The organism is Luteibacter sp. (assembly GCF_036499525.1).
Taxonomy (GTDB): Bacteria; Pseudomonadota; Gammaproteobacteria; order Xanthomonadales; family Rhodanobacteraceae; genus Luteibacter.
In genome coordinates, this window is the sequence record NZ_DASYDO010000007.1 from 1 (window position 1) to 23,763 (window position 23,763).

The following is a 23,763-nucleotide window of genomic DNA, read 5'->3' on the forward strand; positions in this document are numbered from 1 at the left end:
CTCTGGCCACTCTGGGCAAGCCGTACAGCTTCTTGCTTGAATTCGAGCGTGTAGCGCGCCCGTTTCGCCTTGTTCATCGTCGTCTCTCCTTGCGTGGATTACATCACACGTCAAGGGATACGTTTTTCGGGGGCAAGGTCAAACCACGCCATGCGAGCCGACTTGATAGTTGCCGAAGCCGTTAAGAAGGATGCCGTTTGCACCAACCTTGGCCGCCTCCTTTTTGAGGCGCTCAATTGCGTGGTCGCTCAGGTTTTGCTGACTAGCAAAGTCGTTTCTGCTGTCGGCAGAGACCATCGCGATCTTTTCGTACTTTACCGGAAGCTCAGTGTAAATCCTGACGTCTGCGGGATTGGTCGGCGCCCGCGTCGAGCCGATCACGAGATGAGAGCCTCGCGTAAGAGTGCAGCCACTGAGGCCAGTTGTTGCGACGAGCACCGCTGCAACGATCTTTACGAATGCGTTCATGATTTCCCCCTAGCTTGGCAACGGTGCCCGATCACATCTAACGTTGGAGATCAGCGTCGATAACCCGCTGCGGCAGATGAATGTCTGCTTGGGGTCGACAATCGGACTTTAATCGGATAGTCAGCTCGTTGGCGACGCTGGTCAAGTCTTCCGCCAAGTCAGGTCAACTGTGCTGGCAACCTGCCCGGTTAATGATAACGGTCCGCCGGAGGCCTCAGACTTTCAGGGTCTCGCGGTGGACTTTCAGCCACTCACGCTCCTTGGCCTGCCAACGCTTGACCACGCCCGGAGCATCCTTGTATGGGTTGGTGATGGTCAGGCCATCGTAGCTGACCCCTATGTCAAGAAGGTCAACAAGGAACTGCCGACGGCATACGTCCTCGATGACCCCGACATACTTCCCCGCGATGTCGCCTTATACACCATCGTGTTTGGCATCATCAGCCAGTCAGATGAACCCAATCTCCGCATTCCCTTCTTCGCCCGTGTTGCTCTAAAGAACGTCTGCCGCCGCCTCGAATCCATTGGCTACAAGAACGTTTGCATCGCAAAGATTTCGGTCGACCCGATGTTCAAAGTCACGACGAAGCATCCGGCAGGGATGGGGACAGGGAAAAGGGCGAAGTAACCTCTGCCAATGCTGGTCCGGTGACGCCTGTCTGCTGTTTGTTGGACTCAGCGGCAATGGCTTCCTCGGTCTCTTTCTTTGGTCGTCCAGCCCTTCGGTTGCTCGTTTCATATTTCGTCGGTCAAACCCCTAGCACGGGCGGAGCCTAGCCCCGCCCGTGCTGTCATCTCACCATCGAAGGTCCGGCCGCTTGCTGGACGTCCGGTGCCACTTGCTGCTGAACCTGTTGCTGCGCCTGCACCTGCTGCTGGACATTGTTTTGCACATTGACGGCCGCCTCCTGACTGCTTTGCGCCAGGGGTGTCTGGACCGCCTGCATGACGTCGACCTCCACGAACTTTTTGAAGGGCGAGTTGAGCTCACCCTGGATGGCATAGCCCCGGCTCGCATTGTCCGACAACGCCACATGGTCGACGCGGCTGAATCCAGCTGCGGTTGCGGCCGAGGTCAGGGAGCCAGCAAAGTTTTGCGTGTGTGGACCGGGTACACGTCCCTGGCTCTCGTCGATGCGGGCGACGCAGGCATGCGCCTGCTCATACATCCCATTGGCTGGGTGGCCTGCATCGAGCAGGCTTGGGGCAGGAGGCGCGGCCTGGGCGTGGCTTCTGGCCTCATTGATGGCGGCCAGGGTGGCAGGCCCGGCGACCCCATCGGCTTTGAGCTGATGGTCCTGCTGGAACTGCCGCACGGCCGCCTCGGTCCCCGGTCCAAAGGCATGGTCGGCGGCGAGGGGGCGGCCTTGGGCGTCGGCGTAGCCGAGTTCATTGAGCTGGTTTTGCAGGGTGCCGATGGCGTCTGAGCGGTCGTGCAGGCGAAGAGCATTGCCGTGCCCGTGGTGCGCACCATGATGCGGGCTGTTGCCCATCGTCTGGAGTTGCTCGAGCGAGATGGACCCGTCTTTTACCCCCTGCACGAGCTCAGGCGTGATGAGGGTCGCCCACTGCCTGGAGCGGTCAATGCGCGCATCCGCGCCATTTTCCCCACCGTTGATTGCCACACCCGACGCATAGGCGTCTTTGCGGTCAGCCTCAGGCACCTTGTCTTTCCAGTACGCAATGGCAAGCTTTGCCGCCATTTCCGGTTCACTGGCAAGCTCCGGGTGATTTTTGAGGTCAACCCCGAACTTCTCGCCAAAGCGCTCGTAGTTGTCGCGCCCCGTGTACTGGAAGTAGCCACGCCCATGGAAGGTCCAACCATCGCCGGGATTGGTGTTTCGCAGGTCACTGCGGTTGTCGTAGAGGATGTGGGCCATCTGCTTTGGATCCTGGCTGTCGACGGCCGCCTGGATTTCCTCCCGGGTGTTTCTGGTGCCCGCGCTTTTGACCGCGGCGACAACCTGCTCGACACTGTGGTAGCCCTTCAGCTGCTCATCCATGGTGCTAAAGCTGCCGGTTTCCACCGACGCGTTGCCCATGACATTGGCCAACTCCTCGGGGGAGGTGACACCGGATTCAACAAAGCGCTTAAAGAGCAGGGCAGAACTGGCATTGAACTGCGGCATGGTCTGCTCCTAGTGCACAACGGTGCGGTGGGCATGAAGTGCTTCACGGATGGCTTTGGGTGAAAACGCATCCACCGTCAGCCACGGCAGCGTGGCCGGATAGTCCAGCACGGATTTCATTACGATGACGCCTGACTCCCCGTTCTCCACGGATGTTGCTTCGACATGTTGCAGGTGCCAGGCGCGCTTTTGTCCATCCCATGCAAATGCATAGGTGGTGCCACCGCGTGGCAATTCGTTGAAGTAGGCCACTGAGGTCGGGCCGACCGTCAGGTTGTGGTTGAGTGCCATGGGGCCGGCATTCTTGGCCGACTCGTTGTACCGGCAATCGACCACCTCGCCGTTTTTGGCCGTCACGGCATAGGTGGCACCAGTGGCGCGCAGCAGCCACAGTTCACAGGCATTGCCGGTTGAGGGGGCCGGCTGGGCGTGGCGCACGACAAGAGCGCCGCCCGCGTCTTCCACCCCGAATGGTTTAGCCGGCTGAAAGGCAAGCACCGTGTCGCCGGGAATCATCAGCGCCTGGACGTTGGCCGGGACCACACCGGGGGTGGCCGCTGCACAAGGGGCAACGATGCAGGCCAGCGCCAAGGCAGCGGTGACGGACAAGGCCGGAATGCGACCAGCCTGGCCGTTGGCGAAGACAGGGTGGCGAGAGAGAAACCTGAGGCGGTGGATGGTCATCTGGACTCCTTTGTTCTGACCGGTCATACCATGGCTCAAATCCATGGCCGCAGCCAAGACTAACCGGGTGTCCACTTCGGCACGAGCGGGACGAGGCCGGTCCGTCAGGTTGGGCATAACGTCGCGCCAGTCAGGTGAAGACTTCGGGAGCGGGATGCACGCATGCATGCGCCAGGGGCGGTGAGCTGTCCGTGCCCGTGCGCCGCCCATGCCGAAACATCGTCAAGTGGACCACCCATGCGTCAATGGACATGCGGCAAGTCGCCCCTTCCAGGACACGACTGCCACCCGCGTGCCGTTGCCGGTTAAGGAGAAGCTGAAGGCGGCTGAGCAAGAGCCGCCATCCCCGCTTTTGGCACCCGCCCCTTCCGCTTGTGGCCGGCTTTCAACCGACCGACCTCGTGACACAGGTAGTTGTCGAACCGGACCGCTACTGAAGGCGGGGGGACGTCGGACGCCAATGAACATCTCCTGGGTGCGGGGAATGGAGCTCACCGTGTCGGCGTTGGTCTTGCGGTGGGTGCACTTCGCCCATGTGCCAGAGGAGCAGGGTTTCGAGGTCGCTTGAAGTGGGCGCGCTCTCGGCCACCTCGCCCGCGGGGACATAGGTGTCGGGTGGCTCGAGGGCCGACCGGTCGGACGGGTGTAGCGGATTCGACTACGACGGCCGCAGCCGCTTCGGCGCCGCCCAGCCCCTTATCCGGTCTCATAGTCGAGCTATGTCAGGGGGTTAAATGAGGTCCTGGGTGTTCCCTTCACGCGCTCCGGTCTTCTGTGCGCTGCAAAAAAAGCAGCTGGCAAATGCTCTTACTGTCTTCGATCACAGATCCTTGATAAAATAAGGAAAGTCGGTCATTTTGGTGAATATCTGGCGGAGAACTGTCGATGAAGGCGCCAACGCTCAAAGACAAGATGGCCTATTACGCGAAGGTTCGGGCGGCGAATTACGCGGACAGTCTTCGTCTTGAGGGCTTCGTCGCACCTCAAAAGCAGGACCATAAACACCGGCGTGCGGGTGTGGCCGGCAAGAAACAGTCACGGTCGCCCATGTGACCAGGGACAAGTACGGGGTCGAGGACGATCCGTACTGTTACGCCGGCACCACGACCCTCAAGAATCTGCTCGATTTGCGCGATGAGATCCTGCTTTCGGAGGCTGAGAGGGATTTGACTGCCGACGCGGCTGAAGCTTTAGAGTTCCTCGCTCCGCCGTACGATCTGTGCTCGGTCACCGCAATTCATCGTCACCTGTTCGCCGACGTCTATCCCTGGGCTGGTGAATTGCGGTTGCTCGATATCAGCAAGGGAACGACGCGGTTCTGCACGGCTACCCGCATCGAACCGGAAGCGCATAAGTTCTTTGAAGAACTGAGGACTTTGAATTGGCTCGAGGAGATGTCCCGAAACGAACTTGTTTCGAAGGTTGCCGAGCTTTTCGGGGATTTCAATGTCATTCACCCGTTTCGCGAAGGCAACGGGCGAGTCCAACGCATCTTGTTCGAGAACCTGATCATCAATGTCGGGTACGAAATCAGTTGGCGCAACATTGAGCCCGATGCTTGGGTCGAGGCCAACATAGCGGCATACAACGTGGATTACTCGCCTTTGCGATCCGTTTTCGAGATATGTGTGGGTGGTCTGATCAAAACTGACGACTGAGTCAGTGCGATTTCGGCGACAGTCAACCGCGTCACGGCGGCGGGCGTTTCATACTGAGGAGCCTCGTCAGCTCATGCCGATCATCCGCGGACGAGACTGCAACGGTCAGCCACCTCCCGTCTGGATATGGACGGGCTTCGTCGTAGAGCTTGACCAGTGGCGGGCTCCAGGAATAACGCAGTTCCTCGAACTTCTCTCGTTCTGCTCGCCCCAGGACTACCTGGACTGAAAGCTGCCGATACTCCGGCAGCAAGGTGCAGAATGCCTTGGTCTTCTTGTAGCGCAGGGACCAGCCACGTTTCTTGCCGCCATAGAGCCATTCGGGCTCGAAGACATCGGGATAGGACAGGTCGATCCAGCTCGTCAGCTTCTTCCAATGCCCGAATGGTTTCGGTCCGAGCCAGTCCCGCACGATCTGTTCATCGGGCGCTGTCGATTTGTCTGCGATCCGGTCGCCGATCGCCGGCGGCTGTCCCTGGTCGCTTTCTTGCCGGCTGTGGCGGCGGTCTCGAAGATTCATACATTTCCGGCTTGGAGACTGATTTTCGTTGGATTCTGCGTCATCGACGGAATGTATATAAGGACCAAGATTCCCAATCTTGGATGTACCAACGATTCGATACGAATCTACAGATTCTGCGGGAATGGGTAGCGTGGCACTCAAGTGCTATGACACTATTTCGAATCCGGCATTGCTGCCTGGGAACCGTCGTAACGACCGGAAACGTCAAGCGTAATAAACACGTCCTTCTACCGTTCCCACCAGGAAAATGACCTATCGGCGCTGGGCGGACAGCGTTCCGGACTCCTTCCGCGTCAGTGTGAAAATGCCCCGTGCGGTCACGCATAAGCTGCGGCTGCCAACGGCTTATTTTCCCTGCTTCGAAAGGGCACCCATGTCCCCGTCGTGTGCGGGCCGCGGCATGGTGCGGCCATCCCGAATGCCTTGAACTCCTGAAGCAGCTGGGGACTAGCTGAAGCCTTGATCTCGCTCAACGCGTGACAGGAGCGGATGTCGGGCGGGGCTCCAGGGTTAATAGTTGCGTCATGCTACCTAATGCAGCTAGAGTTGCGTGACGCAACTATGTGGTTTGGAAGACTGCTCATGGACCGCCGGCTCCTCATGCTCGCCCTAGGTATGTTCGCCCTCGGCACCGACAGCTTCGTGGTCGCCGGTGTCCTGCCCGAACTCGCGCGGCACTTCCATGTCGGTATTGGTGCCGCCGGCCAGATGACCACGGCGTATGCCTTGTCGTACGCCATCCTTGCGCCGCTGATCGCCGCGGTAGCGGCGCACGTTCCGCGAAAGCGTCTCCTGCTCGGGAGTCTTTCCATCTTCGTGGTGGCGAATCTCCTTACCGCCGTCGCCCCCACGTTCTGGTTCGCTCTTGCCACGCGTGCGCTGGCGGGCCTGGGCGCGGCGATGTTCGCTCCCACGGCCACCGGTACGGCGGCGATGATCGTTCCGCCGGAGCGCCGTGGTTTCGCGCTCTCCGTCATCATCGCCGGGCTGACCTTCGCAACGGCGCTCGGTTCGCCCATCGGTACGCTCATCGGCGGCCTGGGGGACTGGCGATACACGATGGTCTTCGTGGCCGCGCTGGCCACGGCTGCTGCGCTGGGTGTTGCGACCCTCCTGCACGATGTACCGCTACCACCGCAGATCAGCCTGCGTGAGCGCATCGCCCCACTGCACGACAGCCGCGTGGCACTGACCCTGCTCACGACGCTGCTGGGCCAGACCGGAAACTTCCTCGTCTATACGTACTTCGCCGTGATCTTCGACCGCGTGATCAGCGGCAGCGCGGCCACGCTGGGCATACTTCTGGTGTTATGGGGCTCGGCCGGAACGGCGATGAACCTCCTCGCCGGACGTCACATCGACCGGATCGGATCGCGCAAGGTACTGCTCTTCATGTTCACGGTGCTCATCGTGAACATGGCACTGATTCCGTGGGCCATTGCATGGTTTGCGACGGGTGTGCTGGTCATCGTGGTTTTCGGTGCCGCCGGCTGGGGTTTCCAGGTACCGCAGCAGCATCGCCTCGTGCACCTCGCCCCGGCCACCGCTCCGGTCGTGCTGGGCCTCAACACGGCCGGCACGTATTTCGGCGTGTCGGCCGCTGGCGCACTCGGAGCCGCCGGTCTCGCCACGGTGGGTGCCCACCATCTCAGTCTGCTGTCCGCCGGTTTCATGGCCCTGGCGCTGGTCGTGGCCGAACTGGCGCACCGGCGCATCCATGCGGTTGCGCGTCGCGCGTCGCCCGGGTTGGGCGCTGTCGCCTGCACGTCGTCCTGAGGGACGCGCTCAGGCTTCGCCCAGAACCTTCAGGTTACGGTTCTCGATCACGGCCATGGTGGTGGCGGTGGCCCCGGGACCCGGAACGAACCGCACATCGCGAAACGACAGCGGTTTTCCATCGGGGCCGTGCACCGTGATCTCTTCGATACCGTGCCCGGAATCGGCAGTGACCAGACGAGTGGTCGGCTTACCGTTCGGAGCGACCCATCGGTCGCCCCACTGCTTGAGGATGACCAGGACCGGGTAGATCTCCTCGCCTTTGCGCGTCAGGCGGTAGCCGTCCGTGTTCGCGCGATTCTCGAGGGGGAACCGTTCCATGATGCCGAGCTCGATAAGGCGTTCCAGGCGCGACGCCAGGATGTTGCGGGCGATGCCGAGTTCGCTCTGGAACTCGTCGAAGCGCGTCGTCCCCTGCGTGGCTTCGCGGATGATCAGCAGGGTCCACCAGTCGCCCACCTGGTCCAGTGCGCGGGCAATCGTGCAGTTCATGCTGTCAAAGCGCTTCTTGCGCATGGGACGCAACCTCCAGCCAGTGACATTAGTTTCATCATACCACTAACCGGGGTGCCGCCAGGGGGCGGGGGCGGTGCCGGCAACGAGCTTGCCGATCTCCGCGAAAAGCGCATTCCTCGCCTTCTGATCCGCTTGCGAGCCCGTAAGGAAGGCCGCCACGATCACGGTGTGACCGTCCGGCCAGGTGACGATGCCGATGTCGTTGAACGCCGCGGTCTCGCCTTCCAGCGTATACGAGGTGCCGCACTTGTCCGCGAAGCGCAGACCGGTGGGCAGTCCGGCGCGCATGCGATTGGGCACGGTCTGGTCGACCATGAGCCCGAGCAGCCGCTTCGTCGATGCGGCGGAGAGCAGGTCGCCCTTCCACAGCTTTTCGAGGAAGTCGGCGGCCGCATCCGGCGTCGTGCGGTTGCGCGGGTCGGCCATGTACGCCTGATAGCCGCGGCGCCGCCGTGCCAGTTCCGCCGCCTCGGTTTCGTCTTCCCGAATGGTTTGGCCCTTGACGGTATCTTCGAAGATGTCGCTGACGTCGCCTTCGCTCAGGTCGACCCGCATCCCGTCGATACGGTGTTTGCGCAGGTAGGTTGTCACCACCCGCGGGCCGCCGACGAGCCTGACCAGGGTGTCCACGGCGGTGTTGTCGCTTTCGCTCACGGCGGCCACCAGGAGCCGATCGACCGTGAAGCGCATGCGCTTGCCCTTGAAATGGGCGCCGATGGATGGCACGGCAGCACCGCCGACGACATCCTCCTTGTCGATCGTCACTTCCTGGCCCGGCGCGATGCGCCCTTCGTCGATCTGCGCGAGCACCGCGGCGGCCACAGGCGCCTTGAACACGCTCATCATGGGATAGGCGCGGTCGGCGTTAATGCGTGTTCGTGTGTGGGGGTCGAGATCCACAACGGTGATTCCCAGTACACCGGGCCGGGCCTTGTCGGCCAGTTGCGTCAAGGCTTCCTGCAGATGCGTATCGGATACCTCCCCGGCGATGACTGGCATGGCGAGCAGAAGTGCGATGCATGGAGCGAGTAACGCGCGGACTGATGATCTTACGGGCTTGCGCATGGATCCCCCTGAGACGAAGTCGCTGCCGATGATTGTCCGCGAACGAGGCAGGACACGGAAGCGGGCGACTGGCGCATGGTCGATTTCGCTGACCTTCAAGCGCCGTGCCGCGGCTTCCGTCTCCGGCGGATCAGGAAGTCGCTGATACTCAGCAGCAGCGACCGCCGGTACCCCGATACCTCGCTTCCTGGCGCTCGCGAAAGAACTCGCCGTAGCTCGGCACGGGTTTGTCGGGATGATGCTCGCGCAGATGCTTCACATACACATCGTAGTCGGGCACGCCGCAGCAGAGGCGGGCGGTTTGCACCGCCCATTGCCAAAGCGAGCGCGGTGCCGCCGGTGCGTTCGTTTCCATTCCCATCTCCTTACTGCGCCACGCTCGACAGGGCCACGTACGGTTCTTCATGGGCCGTGGCGTGGGTGTCGCGCCAGGCGCGGACGATGGAGCGCAGCGAGAAGAACAGCATCGTCAGCACCAGTAGCATGAACAGGGCGGTGAGGCCCATGTCCACGCGGTTGTTGGTGACGATGCGCTGCATTTCGTCGGCCGTCTTCGCGGGAGCGAGCAGCTTGCCTGAGGCCATCGCGTCGGCGTATTTCTGCGCCGCGGCCGTGAAGCTGATCTTGTCGTCGAAGATCTTCTGCCAGCCAGCCGTCAGCGTGCACACCACCAGCCATGCGGCGGGAATCGCCGGAACGAGTACGTAACGCTCGCGCTTGAGTTTCACCGTGACGACGGTGGCGAGCATCAGCGCGATCGCGGCCAGCATCTGGTTGGCGATGCCGAACAGCGGCCACAGGGTGTTGATGCCGCCCAGGGGATCGACGGCGCCCTGGTACAGGAAATAGCCCCAGAGCCCGACGCAGATCACGGTGGCCACGATGTTGCCGATCCACGATTCGGTCTGCTTCAGTGGCGCCCAGGCCATGCCTGCCAGTTCCTGGATCATGAAGCGGCCCACGCGGGTGCCGGCGTCCACGGTGGTCAGAATGAACAAGGCTTCGAACAGGATGGCGTAGTGGTACCAGAGGGCCATCATGCCTTCGCCCGGCATGATGCCGTGAAGCAGTTGCGCCATGCCCACCGCGAGAGTGGGAGCGCCGCCGGCGCGACCCAGGATGGTGCCTTCGCCGATATTCCTCGCGGTGTCGGTGAGCTCGGCCGGCGTGACGAGGAAGCCCCACGTGCTGATCGTCTGCGCTGCATGCTCGGCCGTGGTGCCCACCAGTGCGCCGGGCGAGTTCATGGCGAAGTACACGCCCGGATGCAGGGACGCGGCGGCGATCAGCGCCATGATGGCGACGAAGGCCTCCATCAACATGCCGCCATAACCGACCAGCCGCGCCTCGCCCTCGTTGGCGAGCAGCTTGGGCGTGGTGCCCGAGGCGATGATCGAATGCCAGCCGGACACCGCACCGCAGGCGATGGTGATGAAGAGGAATGGAAACAGGTTGCCGGCGAAGACCGGGCCGGTGCCGTCGATGAACTTCGTGACGGCCGGCATCTGCAACATGGGCGCGGCCAGGAAGATCGCCAGGGCGAGCAGGGCGATGGTGCCGATCTTGAGGAAGGTGGACAGATAGTCGCGCGGGGCGAGCAGCAGCCATACCGGCAGTACGGAGGCGAAGAAGCCGTATCCGATCAGCAGCCAGGCCAGGGCCTTCGCGTCGAAATCGAACATCGCGGCCAGCGCCGGCGTGTCGTTTACCGTCTTTCCGTACCAGATCGAGGCGAGCAGCAGGATGAGTCCGAGGATGGATACTTCGAGGATGCGGCCCGGGCGGATGAAGCGCAGGTACGCGCCCATCAGGAGGGCGATGGGAATCGTCGCGGCGACGGTGAAGGTTCCCCAGGGACTGTGCGTGAGGGCTTTCACCACGACCAGCGCCAAGACCGCCAGCACGATCATCATGAGGACCAGCACCCCGACCATCGCGATGACGCCGGGCAGTTCGCCTAGTTCCTCGCGCAGCATGTGCCCGAGGGAGCGACCGTCGCGACGGAGCGAGAGGCCGAGGATCATGAAGTCCTGTACCGCGCCGGCGAAGACCACGCCAACCAGGATCCACAGGGTGCCGGGCAGGTAACCCATCTGCGCGGCCAGTACGGGCCCGACCAGCGGACCGGCACCGGCGATGGCGGCGAAGTGGTGGCCGAACACCACCCAGCGGTCGGTGGGCACGTAGTCGAGACCGTCGTTTCGCAGGACCGATGGCGTGGCGCGCGAAGGATCGAGCTGGAGCACGCGAGTCGCGATCATGCGGCTATAGAAGCGGTAGCCGATGAGGAAAACCGCAATGGACGCCGTGACCAGCCAGATGGCGTTGATCGGTTCACCGCGCCGAAGCGTGATGACCCCGAGGCACCAGGCCCCGACGATGGCGATGGCGGCCCAGAGGATCTTGCCGGCCGGGCTGGGTTTCGGGATGGCGCTTTGCATGGTTGGAACTCCCCTCGCGGATACCCCAAGGGTCGTCCCCGCCGCCTTGGGGGTCAATGACCGGGCGAGCTTTCGGGTATTAGCCATTGGTCGAATGGCCAGCGACGCGAAACCCGTCCGAGGCTTGAGCCGGTGGCCTTCCGGCACCATGCTGGGACCATCCCCACACCCCCCCGGAAAGCGCATGATCCGCGAGATCCTTAAGATGGGCGACGAGCGCCTGTTGCGCCTCGCCCCACCTGTGGCTGATGCGATGTTCGGCTCGGCCGAGCTCGATGAGCTCATCGCCGACATGTTCGACACCATGGTCGACGCCGGTGGCGTCGGTCTGGCCGCGCCGCAGATCGGCGTCGACCTGCAACTGGTGATCTTCGGTTTCGATAGCAGCGAGCGTTATCCCGACGCGTCGCCGGTGCCGCGCACGATCCTGCTCAATCCCGAGATCACGCCGCTCTCGCAGGACATGGAAGAAGGCTGGGAAGGGTGCCTGTCCGTGCCCGGCCTGCGCGGTGTGGTGAACCGCTACTCGCTGATCAGGTACCGCGGCGTCGACCCGCTGGGGCAGCCGATCGACCGCACCGCCGAAGGTTTCCATGCGCGCGTGGTGCAGCACGAATGCGATCACCTGATTGGCAGGCTGTATCCCTCCCGTATCACCGACTTCACCCGGTTCGGGTTCTCCGATGTGCTGTTTCCGGGCATGGACATCGGGGACGACTGATCCCGCAGGAGCCGCTATAGCGGCTCCTGCGGGGTGCCCGCTAGTCGGCGTCGGCCAGGGCTTCGATGATGATGAGCAGGGCCTTGCGCCGTTCTTTCGTCATCCGGCTCACGAGGCCGACGAGGCGCAGTTGTTCGCGGGAATCGGCTCGATACAGGGCAGGGCTTTCGCGTACGCCCGTCGCTCCGTTGGGCGCGCCGCGGCCGGTGGCAAGCCATTCGAAATTGACGCCGAAACGGATGGCCATGTCGATCTGGCGCTCCAGTTCGGGCAGGCCGAGATCGCTGAGCCATTTGCGCGCGGTTTCCCGGCTGACGTCGAAAAGGTCGGCCAGCTGCGTAATGCGGCCGCGGCCTTTCTTGACGCCGGCCATGTCCAGCGCGACATGCAGGCGTTGGGAAAAACCTCGGTTAGTAGGGGGCATGACAACTCCGGTGGAACGCTTGGGCGCTACTGGTCCGGTATTGTTCGATAGCGCGGAGCGGGAGCGTGACGCTTTTGCTATTGCCAACTCGTCCAATTTGCGACTGCCTTCAATTTTTCCGGCTCAATGTCGGAAGGAATTGGTCAATTTTCTCATTTCTTCCGCCGCGCGATGTGCTAAGTCGGCAAAATCCGAGCCTGAACCAGCGTAAAGGATCGCGCGCGAGGAGGAAATCATGAGACCGGTACCATCACTGGTCCGGCCGTTTTTCATCACCGCCGCCACGTCGCCACCCTGGGCACCGATGCCGGGCACGAGCAAGGGCATGCCGCCGACGACGGCGCGCACGCGACCAAGCTCTTCCGGCCAGGTCGCGCCCGTCACGAGGGCGCAGTTGCCGTTTCCGTTCCACTCGCGGGCGATGGTTTCCGCCACGCGCAGATAGAGTGGCTGGCCGCCGCAGTCCAGGGCTTGGAAATCCTTGCCGCCGGGATTGGACGTCCGGCACAGCAGGATGACGCCCTTGTCGGCGCGTTCGAGGAAGGGCGCGACGGAGTCGTGGCCCAGGTACGGATTGAGGGTGACGGCATCGGCGCCATAGCGATCGAAGGCTTCGGAGGCATAATGCTTCGCGGTGGAGCCGATGTCACCGCGCTTGGCATCGAGGATCACTGGAATGCCGGGGTGCCGGTCGTGGATATACGCGATCAGGCGCTCCAGCACGTCTTCGGCACGCTGCGCCGCGAAGTGGGCGATCTGGGGCTTGAACGCGCAGACCTGTCCAGCGGTGGCGTCCACGATGTCGCGGCAGAAGGCGAAGACGCCTTCGTTGCCGGAGAGCCCGGCGGGCAACCTGCCGGGCTCCGGATCGAGGCCGACGCACACGAGCGAGTCGTTGCGGCGCCAGGCGTCCCCGAGGGAGGTCATGAAAGTCATGGGTGTCAGACCAGCTTTTTGTATTTCACGCGCTTCGGGCCCGCATCGTCGCCGAGGCGGCGTTTCTTGTCGGCTTCGTACTCGTTGTAGTTGCCCGGGAAGAACTCGACGTGCGAATCGCCTTCGAACGCGATGATGTGCGTGGCGATGCGGTCGAGGAACCAGCGATCATGCGAGATGACAACCGCGCAGCCCGGGAATTCCAGCAGCGCGTCTTCGAGCGCGCGCAGCGTTTCCACGTCGAGGTCGTTCGACGGTTCGTCGAGCAGCAGCACGTTGCCGCCCTGCAGCAGGGTCTTCGCCATATGCAGGCGGCCGCGCTCACCGCCGGAGAGCTGGCCCACGATCTTCTGCTGGTCTGTGCCCTTGAAGTTGAAGCGGCCGATGTAGGCACGTGACTGGATCTCGAAGTTGCCGATGGCGAGGATGTCCGAACCGCCGGACACTTCCTGCCACACGTTGTTCTTCGGATCGAGCGCGTCGCGCGACTGGTCGACGTAGGCCAGCTTGACCGTGTGGCCGAGCTTCACCTCACCGGTGTCCGGTGTTTCCTTGCCCATGATCATTTTCATCATGGTGGACTTGCCGGCGCCGTTCGGACCGATGACGCCGACGATCGCGCCGGGCGGAATCTTGAACGAAAGGTCTTCGATCAGCACGCGGTCGCCGAACGACTTGGTGACGTTCTTGAACTCGATGACTTCCTGGCCCAGGCGCTCGCCCGGCGGGATGAAGATCTCGTTCGTTTCGTTGCGGCGCTGGTACTCGACGGAGTTCAGTTCCTCGAAACGGTTCAGGCGGGCCTTGCCCTTCGACTGACGGCCCTTGGCCGCGGAACGCACCCACTCGAGCTCCTTCTTGATCGCCTTCTGGCGCGACTTTTCCTGGTTGGCTTCCTGAGACAGGCGCTGGTCCTTCTGCTCAAGCCACTCGGTGTAGTTGCCCTTCCAGGGAATGCCGCGGCCGCGGTCGAGTTCGAGGATCCACTCGGCCGCGTTGTCGAGGAAGTAGCGGTCATGGGTGACCGCGACGACCGTGCCCGGATAGTCGTGCAGGAAGGTTTCCAGCCAGTCGACCGATTCGGCGTCCAGGTGGTTGGTGGGCTCGTCGAGCAGCAACATGTCCGGCTTGGACAGCAGCAGGCGGCAGAGCGCCACGCGGCGCTTCTCGCCACCGGAGAGGGGGCCGATCTTCGCGTCCCAGGGCGGCAGGCGCAGTGCATCGGCGGCCACTTCGAGTTGGCGCTCCAGCGCATGGGCATCGTTCGTGGCGAGGATGCCCTCAAGGGCTTCCTGCTCCTTCGCGAGCTTGTCGAAGTCAGCGCCTTCCTCGGCGTAGGCGGCATAGACCTCTTCCAGGCGCTTCTGGGCGTCGAGGACCTCGGACACGCCTTCCTCGACGGCTTCACGGACCGTCTTCTCGGGGTCGAGGTCCGGCTCCTGCGCGAGGTAACCGATCTTGGTGCCGGGATTGGCGCGTGCTTCGCCCTGGAAGTCCTTGTCGACGCCGGCCATGATCCGCAAAACCGTCGACTTGCCCGCGCCGTTGATGCCCAGCAGGCCGATCTTGGCGCCGGGGAAGAACGACAGCGAGATGTCCTTGATGATCTGGCGCTTCGGGGGGACGATCTTGCTCACCCCGTTCATGGTGTAGATGTACTGCATGGACGCTCCGTCGATTGGGCACGCCGTCGACGCCAGGGGCGCCGCTGGGCAAAAGCCAATTATAGCGGGTTCCCGGCGGCACCATTCGCGTGGCGATGGCGCCCCACAGGGTTCGACAGCACCGCGCAGGGTTCGCGGCTAGCCTCTGGATCCCCCGGCTTGACGGGTAGGGATGTCGGAATCGTCCTAGATGCGCGTCAGCCCCCGCCCCCGCCGTCCTGCAGGCCGGTTGGGCCGGCAGGCCCTGGGTTAGCCTGCGGTCCCGCAGTGCCAAAGGAAGGCGTCATGCCGCTCGCGAAAGAAGCCGCCAGACGTGCGGCACATAGCCTTGTCCTTGCCTTGGCCGTGGCATCCGCGCCGGCCGCGGCGATCTCTGGCCCGGACCTGAACATCGCGGTCTATCACGGATCGGTCCGGGACTGGCAAACGGCCTTGCGGCCTCGCGTCGAGCCCACGGCACCGCGCACGCTTGAAGGAGAGTTCAACAGCCGGTCGCTGCCGCCGGTACGCGACAGGATCTCCAGGTTATTCGGTGTCGCCTCCGATCAGGCCGGGCGCGAGAACAGGCTCCTCCCGGAGCGCCCGACCTACATGTGGTACGACACCATTAAGGGCCGCCGGTATGGGATCGTCCGCTCCTGCGGCGGCTGCCCCGTGGGCAACCCCCTTCTGGTACGGGACAGCATGCATTACAAGCCGCCCGTGCCCTGACGCGGGCTCGTCAGTGGCCGCAAACCCCGATGGGCGCTACACTTTCGGTCTTCCTACCCCCCATTCCACGAGGTCGAGATGTTCCCGAAGGATGCAACGATCGCCGGCTACGACGACGAACTCGCCAAGGCCATCGCCGACGAGTCCCGTCGCCAGGAAGATCACGTCGAGCTGATCGCCTCGGAGAACTACGCCAGCCCGCGCGTCATGGAAGCCCAGGGGTCCTCGCTCACGAACAAGTACGCCGAGGGTTATCCCGGCAAGCGCTACTACGGTGGCTGCGAGTACGTTGACATCGCCGAGAAGCTGGCCATCTCGCGTCTGAAGAAGCTGTTCGGCGCCGACTATGCCAACGTGCAGCCGCATTCCGGCTCGCAGGCGAACCAGGCCGTGTACTTCGCGCTATTGCAGCCGGGCGACACCATCCTCGGCATGAGCCTGGCCCACGGTGGCCATCTCACGCACGGCGCCAAGGTGAACCTCTCGGGAAAGATCTTCAACGCGGTGCAGTACGGCATCGATCCGGATACCGGTCTGGTGAACTACGACGAGGTCGAGAAGCTTGCGCTGGAGCACAAGCCGAAGATGGTCGTGGCTGGTTTTTCGGCTTATTCGCAAGTGCTCGACTGGGCGCGTTTCCGGGCCATCGCCGATAAAGTAGGCGCGTACCTCTTCGTCGACATGGCCCATGTCGCCGGCCTCGTGGCGGCGGGCGTCTATCCGAGCCCGATCGATCATGCCCACGTCGTTACTTCCACCACCCACAAGACCCTGCGCGGTCCGCGCGGCGGCATCATCGTTGCCAAGGGCCTGGGCGAGGAACTCGAGAAGAAGCTGCAGTCCATCGTGTTCCCCGGCATCCAGGGTGGTCCGCTGATGCACGTCATCGCCGCCAAGGCGGTGGCATTTAAGGAAGCGCTGGAGCCGTCATTTACCGAATACCAGCGGCAGGTGGTGAAGAACGCCAAGGCCATGGCGAAAACGCTCATCGAGCGCGGCTACAAGGTCGTGTCCGGCGGCACCGAAAACCACCTCATGCTGATCGACCTGATCGGCCGCGAAGTCACCGGCAAGGATGCGGAAGCCGCACTCGGCAAGGCGCACATCACGGTGAACAAGAACGCCGTGCCGAACGATCCTCGCTCGCCCTTCGTCACCTCCGGCCTGCGCGTCGGCACGCCTGCCATCACCACCCGCGGCTACACCGAAGCGGCGACGGTGGAGCTTACGCAGTGGATCTGCGACGTGCTCGACGCACCGGCCGACGAGGCCGTGATCGCCGCCGTGCGTGAGAAGGTCACCGCGCAGTGCGCGACGTTCCCGGTCTATGGCTGATCGATGCACTGTCCGTTCTGCCAGCACGAAGACACACGAGTCATCGACTCCCGCCTTACCGAGGACGGGGGCACGGTGCGCCGCCGTCGCGAGTGCCCGCAGTGCGGCGAGCGCTTCAACACTTTCGAAACCGCTGAACTCAAGCTCCCGGCGATCGTGAAGTCGGGCGATCGCCGCGAGCCATTCGACGACCACAAGCTGCGCGTGAGTTTCGAGCGCGCGCTGCAGAAACGCCCCGTGGCGAGCGACGCGGTGGATGCCTCCATGCGCGCCGTCATCAACGACCTTCGCCGCAGTGGGGAGCGCGAAGTGCCGTCGCGCCAGGTCGGCGAACTGGTGATGCGCGAGCTCAAGAAGCTCGATCAGGTGGCCTACGTGCGTTTCGCCTCGGTCTATCGCCGCTTCGAGGACGTGCACGCGTTTCGCGAAGAAATCGAGAAGCTGGAGCGTGACCTGCCGTCGCTGGAAGGCTTGCAACTGCCGCTGCTCGAGGCAGCCCGGCGCGGGCGCAAGCCCTGATGTCGCGGCCGTTCTTTCCGGCCATGGACCACGTCCACATGGCGCGTGCGTTGCGCCTCGCCGAAAAGGGTCTGCACACCACCCAACCCAATCCGCGTGTCGGCTGCGTCATCGCGCGCGGCGATACCGTGCTCGGTACCGGTTGGCACCAGCGTGCCGGCGAGCCGCATGCGGAAGTCTTCGCATTGCGCGAAGCGGGTGACGCCGCGCGCGGTGCGACAGCCTACGTCACCTTGGAGCCCTGCGCCCACTACGGGCGCACGCCACCCTGCGCGGATGCGCTGATCGCCGCCGGGGTGGGGCGCGTGGTCATCGCGCACGAAGACCCGTTCGACAAGGTGGCCGGCGCAGGCATCGAGAAACTGCGCGCCGCCGGCATCGGCGTCCAGGTCGGGCTGATGCGCGAAGCGGCGCACGACATCAATATCGGTTTTTTCAGCCGCATCCAGCGCGGCCGGCCATGGGTGCGGGTGAAGATCGCGATGAGCCTCGATGGACGGACCGCGCTCGCCAACGGCTCGTCGAAGTGGATCACCGGCGAAGCCGCGCGTGCCGACGTGCAGCACTGGCGTGCACGCGCGTCCGCCATTCTTTCCGCCAGTGGCACCGTGCTGGCCGACGATCCGCATCTCACCGTGCGGCTGCCCGGTGAGGGGCGATTCGTGCCGCCGGTGCGCGCCATCGTCGATACGACGCTGCGCACACCGGCGGGCGCGAACGTGCTGGATGCCGCCGCTCCCACCTTGCTGCTGCACGCGCCGGACGCCGAGGTTCCCGCCCACCTCGTGGACGTGCCGCGCGCCGCCATCCGCCGCGGCGATGCGGGCGGCATCGATCTGCATGCGGCGCTGCACTGGCTGGCGTTGCGGGACGTCAACGAAGTGCACGTCGAGGCCGGCCCCGCGCTGTGCGGCGCGTTGCTTGGCGCCGGCCTCGCCGACGAACTGCTCGTCTACATCGCGCCGGTCCTGCTCGGGGACAGCGCGCGCCCGATGCTTCACCTGCCGCCGCTCGACGACATGGCTTCGCGCTGGAAACTCGAGACGGTCGACCGCCGCCAGGTCGGCGACGACACCCGGCTGCAGTTGCGCCCGGTGGCATGAAGCCGCTGGCTCACGTCCGCTGGGGCATCGTCGGCTGCGGCGCCGTGACCGAAGTGAAGAGCGGCCCCGCGTTTTCCAGGGTGGCCGATTCTTCGCTGGTGGCCGTGATGCGCCGCGATGGCGACAAGGCCCGCGACTACGCGCAGCGGCACGGCGTACCGCGCTGGTACGACGATGCCTCCGCGCTGATCGCCGATACGGAAGTTGACGCGGTCTACGTCGCCACGCCACCGTCCAGCCATCGCGAGTTTTCTCTCATGGCCATCGCCGCCGGCAAGCCCGTGTACGTCGAGAAACCGATGGCGATGAACCACGGCGAATGCCAGGACATCATCGCCGCTGCCGAAGCCGCGGGTGTGCCGGTGTTCGTCGCGTATTACCGGCGGATGCTGCCGCGTTTCCGTCGCATCGCGGCGCTTCTCGCCGAAGGCGCGATCGGTACGCCGCGCATCGCCTCAGTCCTGCTGCATCATCCGTTCGAGGCGCGCTACGGCGATCCCGCGAACCTGCCGTGGACCGTGCGTCCGGAGGTATCCGGCGGCGGCATCTTCGTCGACATCGGCTGTCACACGCTGGACATCCTGGATTTCCTGCTCGGCCCCTTCGCTGACGTACAAGGGATGAGCACCAGCCAGATGAACGCTTATCCGGCGGAAGACACCGTGGCCATGGCCTTCCGTTTCGAAAGCGGCGTGCTCGGTACCGGCCTGTGGAACTTTGGCGCGGACCGCCGCGAGGACCGCGTGGAAATCGTGGGTGACCGTGGCCGCCTGGTGTTCGCCACCTTCGGCGACGGCCCGATCCTCCTCGAGGCGGGCGCCCGCCGCGAGGACATCCGCATCGCCAATCCGGAGCACATCCAGCAGCCCCTGATCGAGACCATCGTGGCGGAGCTGACGGGGAAGGGATATTGCCCGTCGACGGCGCGCACCGGTGCCCGCACCAGCTGGGTGATGGACCAGGTGCTGAATACCCGGGACCGTTTCCTGTAGGGGCGCGCCCTGCGCGCGGCAACCCTTCGCTCCGGTCCACGAGCTCACGCGCCAGCTTGCAGGCTCGGCCACAAAACATGTCGCGCGCAGGGCGCGCTCCTACGGAGCCCGGTCGCGGCCGTGGTATCCTGCGCGTGCTGGCCTCCTCCGGGAGACCGGCCCTCCACAGCGTCTTCAGGGCGGGGCGAAACTCCCCACCGGCGGTAGGTTCCCGCAAGGGAACGAGTCCGCGAGCGCTCCCGGTCACGCCGGGAGGTCAGCAGATCCGGTCGAATGCCGGAGCCGACGGTCACAGTCCGGATGAAAGAAGACGGCTTCGTTCGTTCCCCTTTGGGTGCGCGGCGATGCCATGCCTTGGGGCGTTTTTCGCTCACCATTGCGGGAAACGACCATGAAAAACCAGCAACAGCCTGCGTTCGGCCAGGGAGGTCGTTGATATGTTCACGGGCATCATCCAGTCCGTCGGCCGCGTCGCGCGGCTCGAACCGCGTGGCGGCGATGTGCGCCTCGTCGTCGACACCGCGGGCCTCGACATGGCCGACGTCTCCCTTGGCGACAGCATCGCCGTTTCCGGCGTCTGCCTGACAGTGATCGACTTCGACACCGCCAGTTTCGCCGCTGACGTCTCCAACGAAACCCTCTCGCACACTACCCTCGGCAAGCACAAGCAGGGCGATCCTGTGAACCTCGAAAAGGCCCTGCGCCTTGCCGACCGCCTGGGCGGCCACCTCGTCTCCGGCCACGTGGACGGCACCGGCAAGGTCGTGTCCGTCATGCCCGATGGCCGATCGCTGCGCTGGACCTTCGAGGTCTCCGCCGGGCTGGCGCGCTATATCGCGCACAAGGGCTCGGTCTGCATCGACGGCACCAGCCTCACGGTCAACGAAGTGGAAGGGCATCGTTTCGGGGTGAACCTTATCCCGCATACGGTGGAACACACGGCATTCAAGGCACGCCGCCCCGGCGACGCCGTGAACATCGAGGTGGACGTCGTGGCCCGCTACGTCGAACGCCTGCTCGCCAGCGGCGACAGTCCGCGCCTCGACGAGGCCTTCCTGAAGCAGCACGGCTTCGCCTGAGAGGAGCGGACACATGCCATTCAATACCATTCCCGAGATCCTCGATGACCTGCGCAACGGGCGCATGGTCGTGATCCTCGACGATGAAGACCGCGAGAACGAAGGCGATATCGTCATGGCCGCGGAGAAGGTGCGGCCGGAAGACGTGAACTTCATGGTTCGCGAAGCGCGGGGGCTGTTGTGCCTCACGCTCACCGAGCAGCGCACGCGCCAGCTCGGCCTGAAGCCGATGGTCAGCGACAATAACTCGCCGTTCCATACCAACTTCACCGTCTCGATCGAGGCGGCCGAAGGCGTCACCACCGGTATTTCGGCGCACGACCGCGCACGCACGGTGCAGGTGGCCGTCGCGAAGAACGCGAGCCCCGGCGACATCACGATGCCGGGACACGTTTTTCCGCTCACGGCCCAGCCGGGCGGCGTGCTCACCCGGGCGGGACACACGGAGGCGGGTTGCGACCTCGCCGCCCTGGCCGGCCTCGAACCGTCGTCGGTGCTGATCGAGATCCTGCATGACGACGGCTCCATGGCCCGCCGCCCGGAGCTGGAAGTCTTTGCGGCGAAGCACGGACTGAAGATCGGCACCATCGCCGACCTCATCCGCTACCGCATGGAAACGGAGAAGACGGTAACGCGCGTCCACGAGGAAGCCGTGGATACCGAATTCGGACGCTTCAACCTGGTCGCGTTCCGCGATGCGATCCGCAACGGCCTGCACATCGCATTGGTTCGCGGGACTGTCGACGATGGCCTGCCGGTGCTGACCCGCGTGCACGTGCGCAACACCTTGTCCGACGTGCTCCACCTGAAGCGCGACGACCTTGGCCAGACCGTGACCGACGCCCTGCGCCGGATCGACGCGGAGGACCGCGGTGTGCTCCTGGTGTTGTCCGGCGAAGACACGCCCGACGCGTTGCTTGCCCGGCTCAGGCGCGACACCGCGCCGATGCCGGCACCAAAGGACGACCAGGAGTGGCGCCAGCTCGGCCTCGGTGCGCAGATCCTCGCCGACCTCGGTGTGACCCGCCTGCGCGTGCTGGGCACGCCACGCAAGTTCGTCGGCATCGCAGGCTTCGGCCTCGAGGTGGTGGAACAAACAGGATGACAACGCACGGCGTACCTTCTGGTTACGACATCCGCCTGATCGCTCCTTCCGGTTATCCGCATACTCCCGAAGCCATGCAGCGCGGCATCGCGCGGCTGGAGGCAGCGGGGCATCGCGTGAGCGGCAAGGAGGTGCTCGAGCGCCGCGACCTGCGCTTCGCCGGTACGGACGCGGAACGCGTGGCCGACATCAATGCCCTCGCCGACACATCGCATCCGCTGCCCGACATCGCCCTGGCGATTCGTGGCGGATACGGTGCGCATCCGCTCCTGCCGATGATCGATTATGCGGGCCTGCAGGCGCGCCTGACCGGCGCGCCTGTCGCGCTGGTCGGCCACAGCGACTTCACCGCGCTGCAATGTGGCCTGTACGCGAAGAGCGGCCTCGTGACCTACGGCGGCCCCATGCTCGGTGCCGACTTCGGCGCCGCGGAGCTGGATGCCCTCACCTGGGACCATTTCTGGCACACCCTCTCCAACGAGGAGGTCCAGGCCGAATGGGCCACACCCGAAGCGACGGAACTGGCCGCCGAGGGCATCCTCTGGGGCGGCAACCTCGCCATGCTCGGCGGCCTGGCGGGCTCACCGTATTTCCCCCGGATCGAGGGCGGCCTGCTCTTCGTCGAGGACATCGCGGAACCGCCTTACCGGGTGGAACGCATGCTTTACCACCTGCTCCACGCCGGCGTGCTCGGCACCCAGAAGGCGCTCCTCGTGGGCGACTTCACGGGTTATCGCGTCTCCGCTTACGACAACGGCTACGAGGTTGACGTGGTTCTCGACCGCATCGCCGAGGCCGCGGGCATCCCCGTGGTCCGCGGACTGCCGTTCGGCCATGGGCCGGCCAAGCTCACCCTGCCGTTCGGCGCCCCGGCCCGGCTCGCGGTCGCTTCCGGCAAGGCCACGTTACGTTTCAGCGGTCACCCCAGACCGAAAACCCCGTAAAATGACCGGCCGCGCGGCGGCCGACCGTCACAGGACTTTCCGAGCATGAAGATCATCGAAGGCGATTTCGCCACTCCCAAGGGCCGCTTCGCCATCGTCGCGGGGCGCTTCAACGCGTTCGTCGTCGAACCGCTGGTGGAAGGCGCGCGCGACACACTGCGCCGTCACGGCGTGGCCGACGACGCGATCGACCTGATCCGCGTTCCCGGCGCCTGGGAAATCGCGCAGGCGGCCCACAAGGTCGCCGGCTCGGGCGGCTACGCCGCCGTCATCGGCCTGGGCGCGGTCATCCGCGGTTCCACACCGCATTTCGATTACGTCGCCGGCGAAGCTGCCAAGGGTCTTGGGCAGGCCGCCTACGCTTCAGGCGTGCCGGTGTGCTTCGGCGTGCTGACCACCGACAGCATCGAGCAGGCCATCGAGCGAGCGGGCACCAAGGCCGGCAACAAGGGCGCCGACGCGGCCATGGTCGCCATCGAGATGGCCAACCTCTACGCGACACTCGACCGATGAGCCCCACGCCTCCGCACGGCCTCGATCTTGCCGCGCGCTCACGCGCCCGTCGCCGCGCCCTGCAAGCGCTGTACGCGTGGCAGGTCGGCGGTAGCAAGATGGCCGCTGTCATCGAGCAGTTTCGCCACGAGCAGGACATGGAAGTGGCCGATCTCGAGTATTTCGAGGACATCCTGCGTGGCGTCGAGCAGCACGTGAAGGAACTCGATAACGGCATCAAGCCGTTCGTCGACCGCGAAGTGATGCAGATCGATCCGATCGAACTCTCCGCGCTGCGCATGGGCGCCTACGAACTGAAATACCGCCCGGACGTGCCTTACCGCGTTGTCATCAACGAGGCGGTGGAGGCCACCAAGCGTTTCGGCGCCGACCACGGGCATAGTTATGTGAACGGCGTGCTCGACAAACTCGCGACGCATTGGCGTACGGCCGAAAAGCGATCCTGACCCCCGGCGCC

General features: G+C 64.3%; 27 protein-coding genes and 1 riboswitch. Of the genes, 16 read left to right on the top strand and 11 right to left on the bottom strand.

The features are described from left to right. Positions 1-138 precede the first annotated feature (138 nt). Positions 139-468, bottom strand: a complete 330-nt coding sequence (locus VGM71_RS00555) for a hypothetical protein (protein ID WP_331541803.1) — start codon at positions 466-468, stop codon at positions 139-141. A 169-nt stretch (positions 469-637) separates the two neighbouring features. Here VGM71_RS00555 and VGM71_RS00560 point away from each other — a divergent pair, with 169 nt between their 5' ends. After that, a complete protein-coding gene (locus tag VGM71_RS00560) occupies positions 638-1,096 on the top strand; it encodes a DUF6119 family protein (RefSeq protein WP_331541804.1) in 459 nt (152 codons plus the stop codon). A 163-nt stretch (positions 1,097-1,259) separates the two neighbouring features. Here the strand turns inward: VGM71_RS00560 and VGM71_RS00565 are convergent, their stop codons facing one another. Both VGM71_RS00565 and VGM71_RS00570 read right to left on the bottom strand, forming a co-directional pair. Further along, positions 1,260-2,597 (bottom strand): XVIPCD domain-containing protein, encoded by a 1,338-nt coding sequence (locus tag VGM71_RS00565; RefSeq protein WP_331541805.1) that lies wholly within the window; start codon positions 2,595-2,597, stop codon positions 1,260-1,262. Positions 2,598-2,606: 9 nt separating this feature from the next. Beyond that, on the bottom strand, positions 2,607-3,281 hold the full coding sequence (locus VGM71_RS00570; protein ID WP_331541806.1) for a hypothetical protein: 675 nt from the start codon (positions 3,279-3,281) through the stop codon (positions 2,607-2,609). Positions 3,282-4,166: 885 nt separating this feature from the next. Here VGM71_RS00570 and VGM71_RS17605 point away from each other — a divergent pair. Both VGM71_RS17605 and VGM71_RS00575 read left to right on the top strand, forming a co-directional pair. Beyond that, the gene (locus tag VGM71_RS17605) at positions 4,167-4,334 is read left to right on the top strand and encodes a YhfG family protein (protein ID WP_414675065.1); all 168 of its coding nucleotides are present in this window, start codon (positions 4,167-4,169) and stop codon (positions 4,332-4,334) included. Continuing rightward, a complete protein-coding gene (locus VGM71_RS00575) occupies positions 4,331-4,939 on the top strand; it encodes a Fic/DOC family protein (protein WP_331541807.1) in 609 nt (202 codons plus the stop codon). The genes VGM71_RS17605 and VGM71_RS00575 overlap by 4 nt, the downstream gene beginning before the upstream one ends. Positions 4,940-4,970: 31 nt before the next feature. Here the strand turns inward: VGM71_RS00575 and VGM71_RS00580 are convergent, their stop codons facing one another. Next, positions 4,971-5,459: a DUF3788 domain-containing protein gene (locus VGM71_RS00580; protein ID WP_331541809.1), complete on the bottom strand. Its 489-nt coding sequence runs from the start codon at positions 5,457-5,459 to the stop codon at positions 4,971-4,973. A 250-nt stretch (positions 5,460-5,709) separates the two neighbouring features. Between VGM71_RS00580 and VGM71_RS00585 the strand changes: the two genes are divergently transcribed. Together VGM71_RS00585 and VGM71_RS00590 are read left to right on the top strand one after the other, a co-directional pair. Next, positions 5,710-5,889 carry a DUF72 domain-containing protein gene (locus VGM71_RS00585; protein WP_331541810.1) on the top strand — a complete coding sequence of 60 codons (180 nt, stop codon included), beginning with the start codon at positions 5,710-5,712 and terminating at the stop codon, positions 5,887-5,889. A gap of 155 nt (positions 5,890-6,044) precedes the next feature. After that, positions 6,045-7,238, top strand: a complete 1,194-nt coding sequence (locus VGM71_RS00590) for an MFS transporter (protein ID WP_331541812.1) — start codon at positions 6,045-6,047, stop codon at positions 7,236-7,238. A gap of 9 nt (positions 7,239-7,247) precedes the next feature. Here VGM71_RS00590 and VGM71_RS00595 read toward each other — a convergent pair whose 3' ends face one another. The 4 genes from VGM71_RS00595 to VGM71_RS00610 form a co-directional block, all read right to left on the bottom strand. Further along, positions 7,248-7,754 carry a helix-turn-helix domain-containing protein gene (locus tag VGM71_RS00595; protein ID WP_331541814.1) on the bottom strand — a complete coding sequence of 169 codons (507 nt, stop codon included), beginning with the start codon at positions 7,752-7,754 and terminating at the stop codon, positions 7,248-7,250. 42 nt (positions 7,755-7,796) lie between these two features. Then, positions 7,797-8,705, bottom strand: coding sequence for a class A beta-lactamase (gene bla, locus VGM71_RS00600; RefSeq protein ID WP_331541815.1), 909 nt, complete (start codon positions 8,703-8,705; stop codon positions 7,797-7,799). Between the two features lie 262 nt (positions 8,706-8,967). Next, positions 8,968-9,174 carry a YbdD/YjiX family protein gene (locus VGM71_RS00605; protein WP_331541816.1) on the bottom strand — a complete coding sequence of 69 codons (207 nt, stop codon included), beginning with the start codon at positions 9,172-9,174 and terminating at the stop codon, positions 8,968-8,970. A 10-nt stretch (positions 9,175-9,184) separates the two neighbouring features. After that, the gene (locus VGM71_RS00610; RefSeq protein ID WP_331541817.1) at positions 9,185-11,260 is read right to left on the bottom strand and encodes a carbon starvation CstA family protein; all 2,076 of its coding nucleotides are present in this window, start codon (positions 11,258-11,260) and stop codon (positions 9,185-9,187) included. A gap of 184 nt (positions 11,261-11,444) precedes the next feature. Between VGM71_RS00610 and def the strand changes: the two genes are divergently transcribed. Beyond that, positions 11,445-11,981: a peptide deformylase gene (gene def / locus VGM71_RS00615; protein ID WP_331541818.1), complete on the top strand. Its 537-nt coding sequence runs from the start codon at positions 11,445-11,447 to the stop codon at positions 11,979-11,981. 40 nt (positions 11,982-12,021) lie between these two features. Here the strand turns inward: def and VGM71_RS00620 are convergent, their stop codons facing one another. The 3 genes from VGM71_RS00620 to ettA all read right to left on the bottom strand — a co-directional run bounded on the left by VGM71_RS00620 (position 12,022) and on the right by ettA (position 15,005). Then, positions 12,022-12,405: a DNA-binding protein gene (locus VGM71_RS00620; protein WP_331541819.1), complete on the bottom strand. Its 384-nt coding sequence runs from the start codon at positions 12,403-12,405 to the stop codon at positions 12,022-12,024. Between the two features lie 123 nt (positions 12,406-12,528). Then, positions 12,529-13,341 (bottom strand): orotidine-5'-phosphate decarboxylase, encoded by an 813-nt coding sequence (gene pyrF, locus VGM71_RS00625; protein ID WP_331541820.1) that lies wholly within the window; start codon positions 13,339-13,341, stop codon positions 12,529-12,531. 5 nt (positions 13,342-13,346) lie between these two features. Continuing rightward, the gene (ettA, locus tag VGM71_RS00630) at positions 13,347-15,005 is read right to left on the bottom strand and encodes an energy-dependent translational throttle protein EttA (protein ID WP_331541821.1); all 1,659 of its coding nucleotides are present in this window, start codon (positions 15,003-15,005) and stop codon (positions 13,347-13,349) included. A gap of 285 nt (positions 15,006-15,290) precedes the next feature. Here ettA and VGM71_RS00635 point away from each other — a divergent pair, with 285 nt between their 5' ends. From VGM71_RS00635 to nusB, 10 genes are all read left to right on the top strand, one after another. After that, complete coding sequence (locus VGM71_RS00635) at positions 15,291-15,716, top strand: hypothetical protein (protein ID WP_331541822.1); 426 nt, start codon at positions 15,291-15,293, stop codon at positions 15,714-15,716. Between the two features lie 78 nt (positions 15,717-15,794). Further along, positions 15,795-17,051: a serine hydroxymethyltransferase gene (gene glyA / locus VGM71_RS00640; RefSeq protein ID WP_331541823.1), complete on the top strand. Its 1,257-nt coding sequence runs from the start codon at positions 15,795-15,797 to the stop codon at positions 17,049-17,051. 3 nt (positions 17,052-17,054) lie between these two features. Next, positions 17,055-17,570 carry a transcriptional regulator NrdR gene (gene nrdR, locus VGM71_RS00645; RefSeq protein ID WP_331541824.1) on the top strand — a complete coding sequence of 172 codons (516 nt, stop codon included), beginning with the start codon at positions 17,055-17,057 and terminating at the stop codon, positions 17,568-17,570. 38 nt (positions 17,571-17,608) lie between these two features. After that, entirely contained in the window at positions 17,609-18,673 is a 1,065-nt protein-coding gene (gene ribD / locus VGM71_RS00650) for a bifunctional diaminohydroxyphosphoribosylaminopyrimidine deaminase/5-amino-6-(5-phosphoribosylamino)uracil reductase RibD (RefSeq protein ID WP_331541851.1), read from the top strand. Further along, positions 18,670-19,665, top strand: a complete 996-nt coding sequence (locus VGM71_RS00655) for a Gfo/Idh/MocA family oxidoreductase (protein WP_331541825.1) — start codon at positions 18,670-18,672, stop codon at positions 19,663-19,665. Before ribD ends, VGM71_RS00655 begins: the two co-directional genes overlap by 4 nt. A 166-nt stretch (positions 19,666-19,831) precedes the next feature. Further along, positions 19,832-19,981: riboswitch (FMN riboswitch) on the top strand. 121 nt (positions 19,982-20,102) lie between these two features. Beyond that, complete coding sequence (locus VGM71_RS00660; protein WP_331541826.1) at positions 20,103-20,744, top strand: riboflavin synthase; 642 nt, start codon at positions 20,103-20,105, stop codon at positions 20,742-20,744. A gap of 13 nt (positions 20,745-20,757) precedes the next feature. Continuing rightward, on the top strand, positions 20,758-21,849 hold the full coding sequence (ribB, locus tag VGM71_RS00665) for a 3,4-dihydroxy-2-butanone-4-phosphate synthase (RefSeq protein WP_331541827.1): 1,092 nt from the start codon (positions 20,758-20,760) through the stop codon (positions 21,847-21,849). Further along, complete coding sequence (gene ldcA / locus VGM71_RS00670; protein WP_331541829.1) at positions 21,846-22,793, top strand: muramoyltetrapeptide carboxypeptidase; 948 nt, start codon at positions 21,846-21,848, stop codon at positions 22,791-22,793. The genes ribB and ldcA overlap by 4 nt, the downstream gene beginning before the upstream one ends. A gap of 45 nt (positions 22,794-22,838) precedes the next feature. Next, positions 22,839-23,306, top strand: a complete 468-nt coding sequence (gene ribE / locus VGM71_RS00675; protein WP_331541830.1) for a 6,7-dimethyl-8-ribityllumazine synthase — start codon at positions 22,839-22,841, stop codon at positions 23,304-23,306. Then, positions 23,303-23,752 carry a transcription antitermination factor NusB gene (nusB, locus tag VGM71_RS00680; protein ID WP_331541831.1) on the top strand — a complete coding sequence of 150 codons (450 nt, stop codon included), beginning with the start codon at positions 23,303-23,305 and terminating at the stop codon, positions 23,750-23,752. Before ribE ends, nusB begins: the two co-directional genes overlap by 4 nt. Positions 23,753-23,763 lie beyond the last annotated feature (11 nt).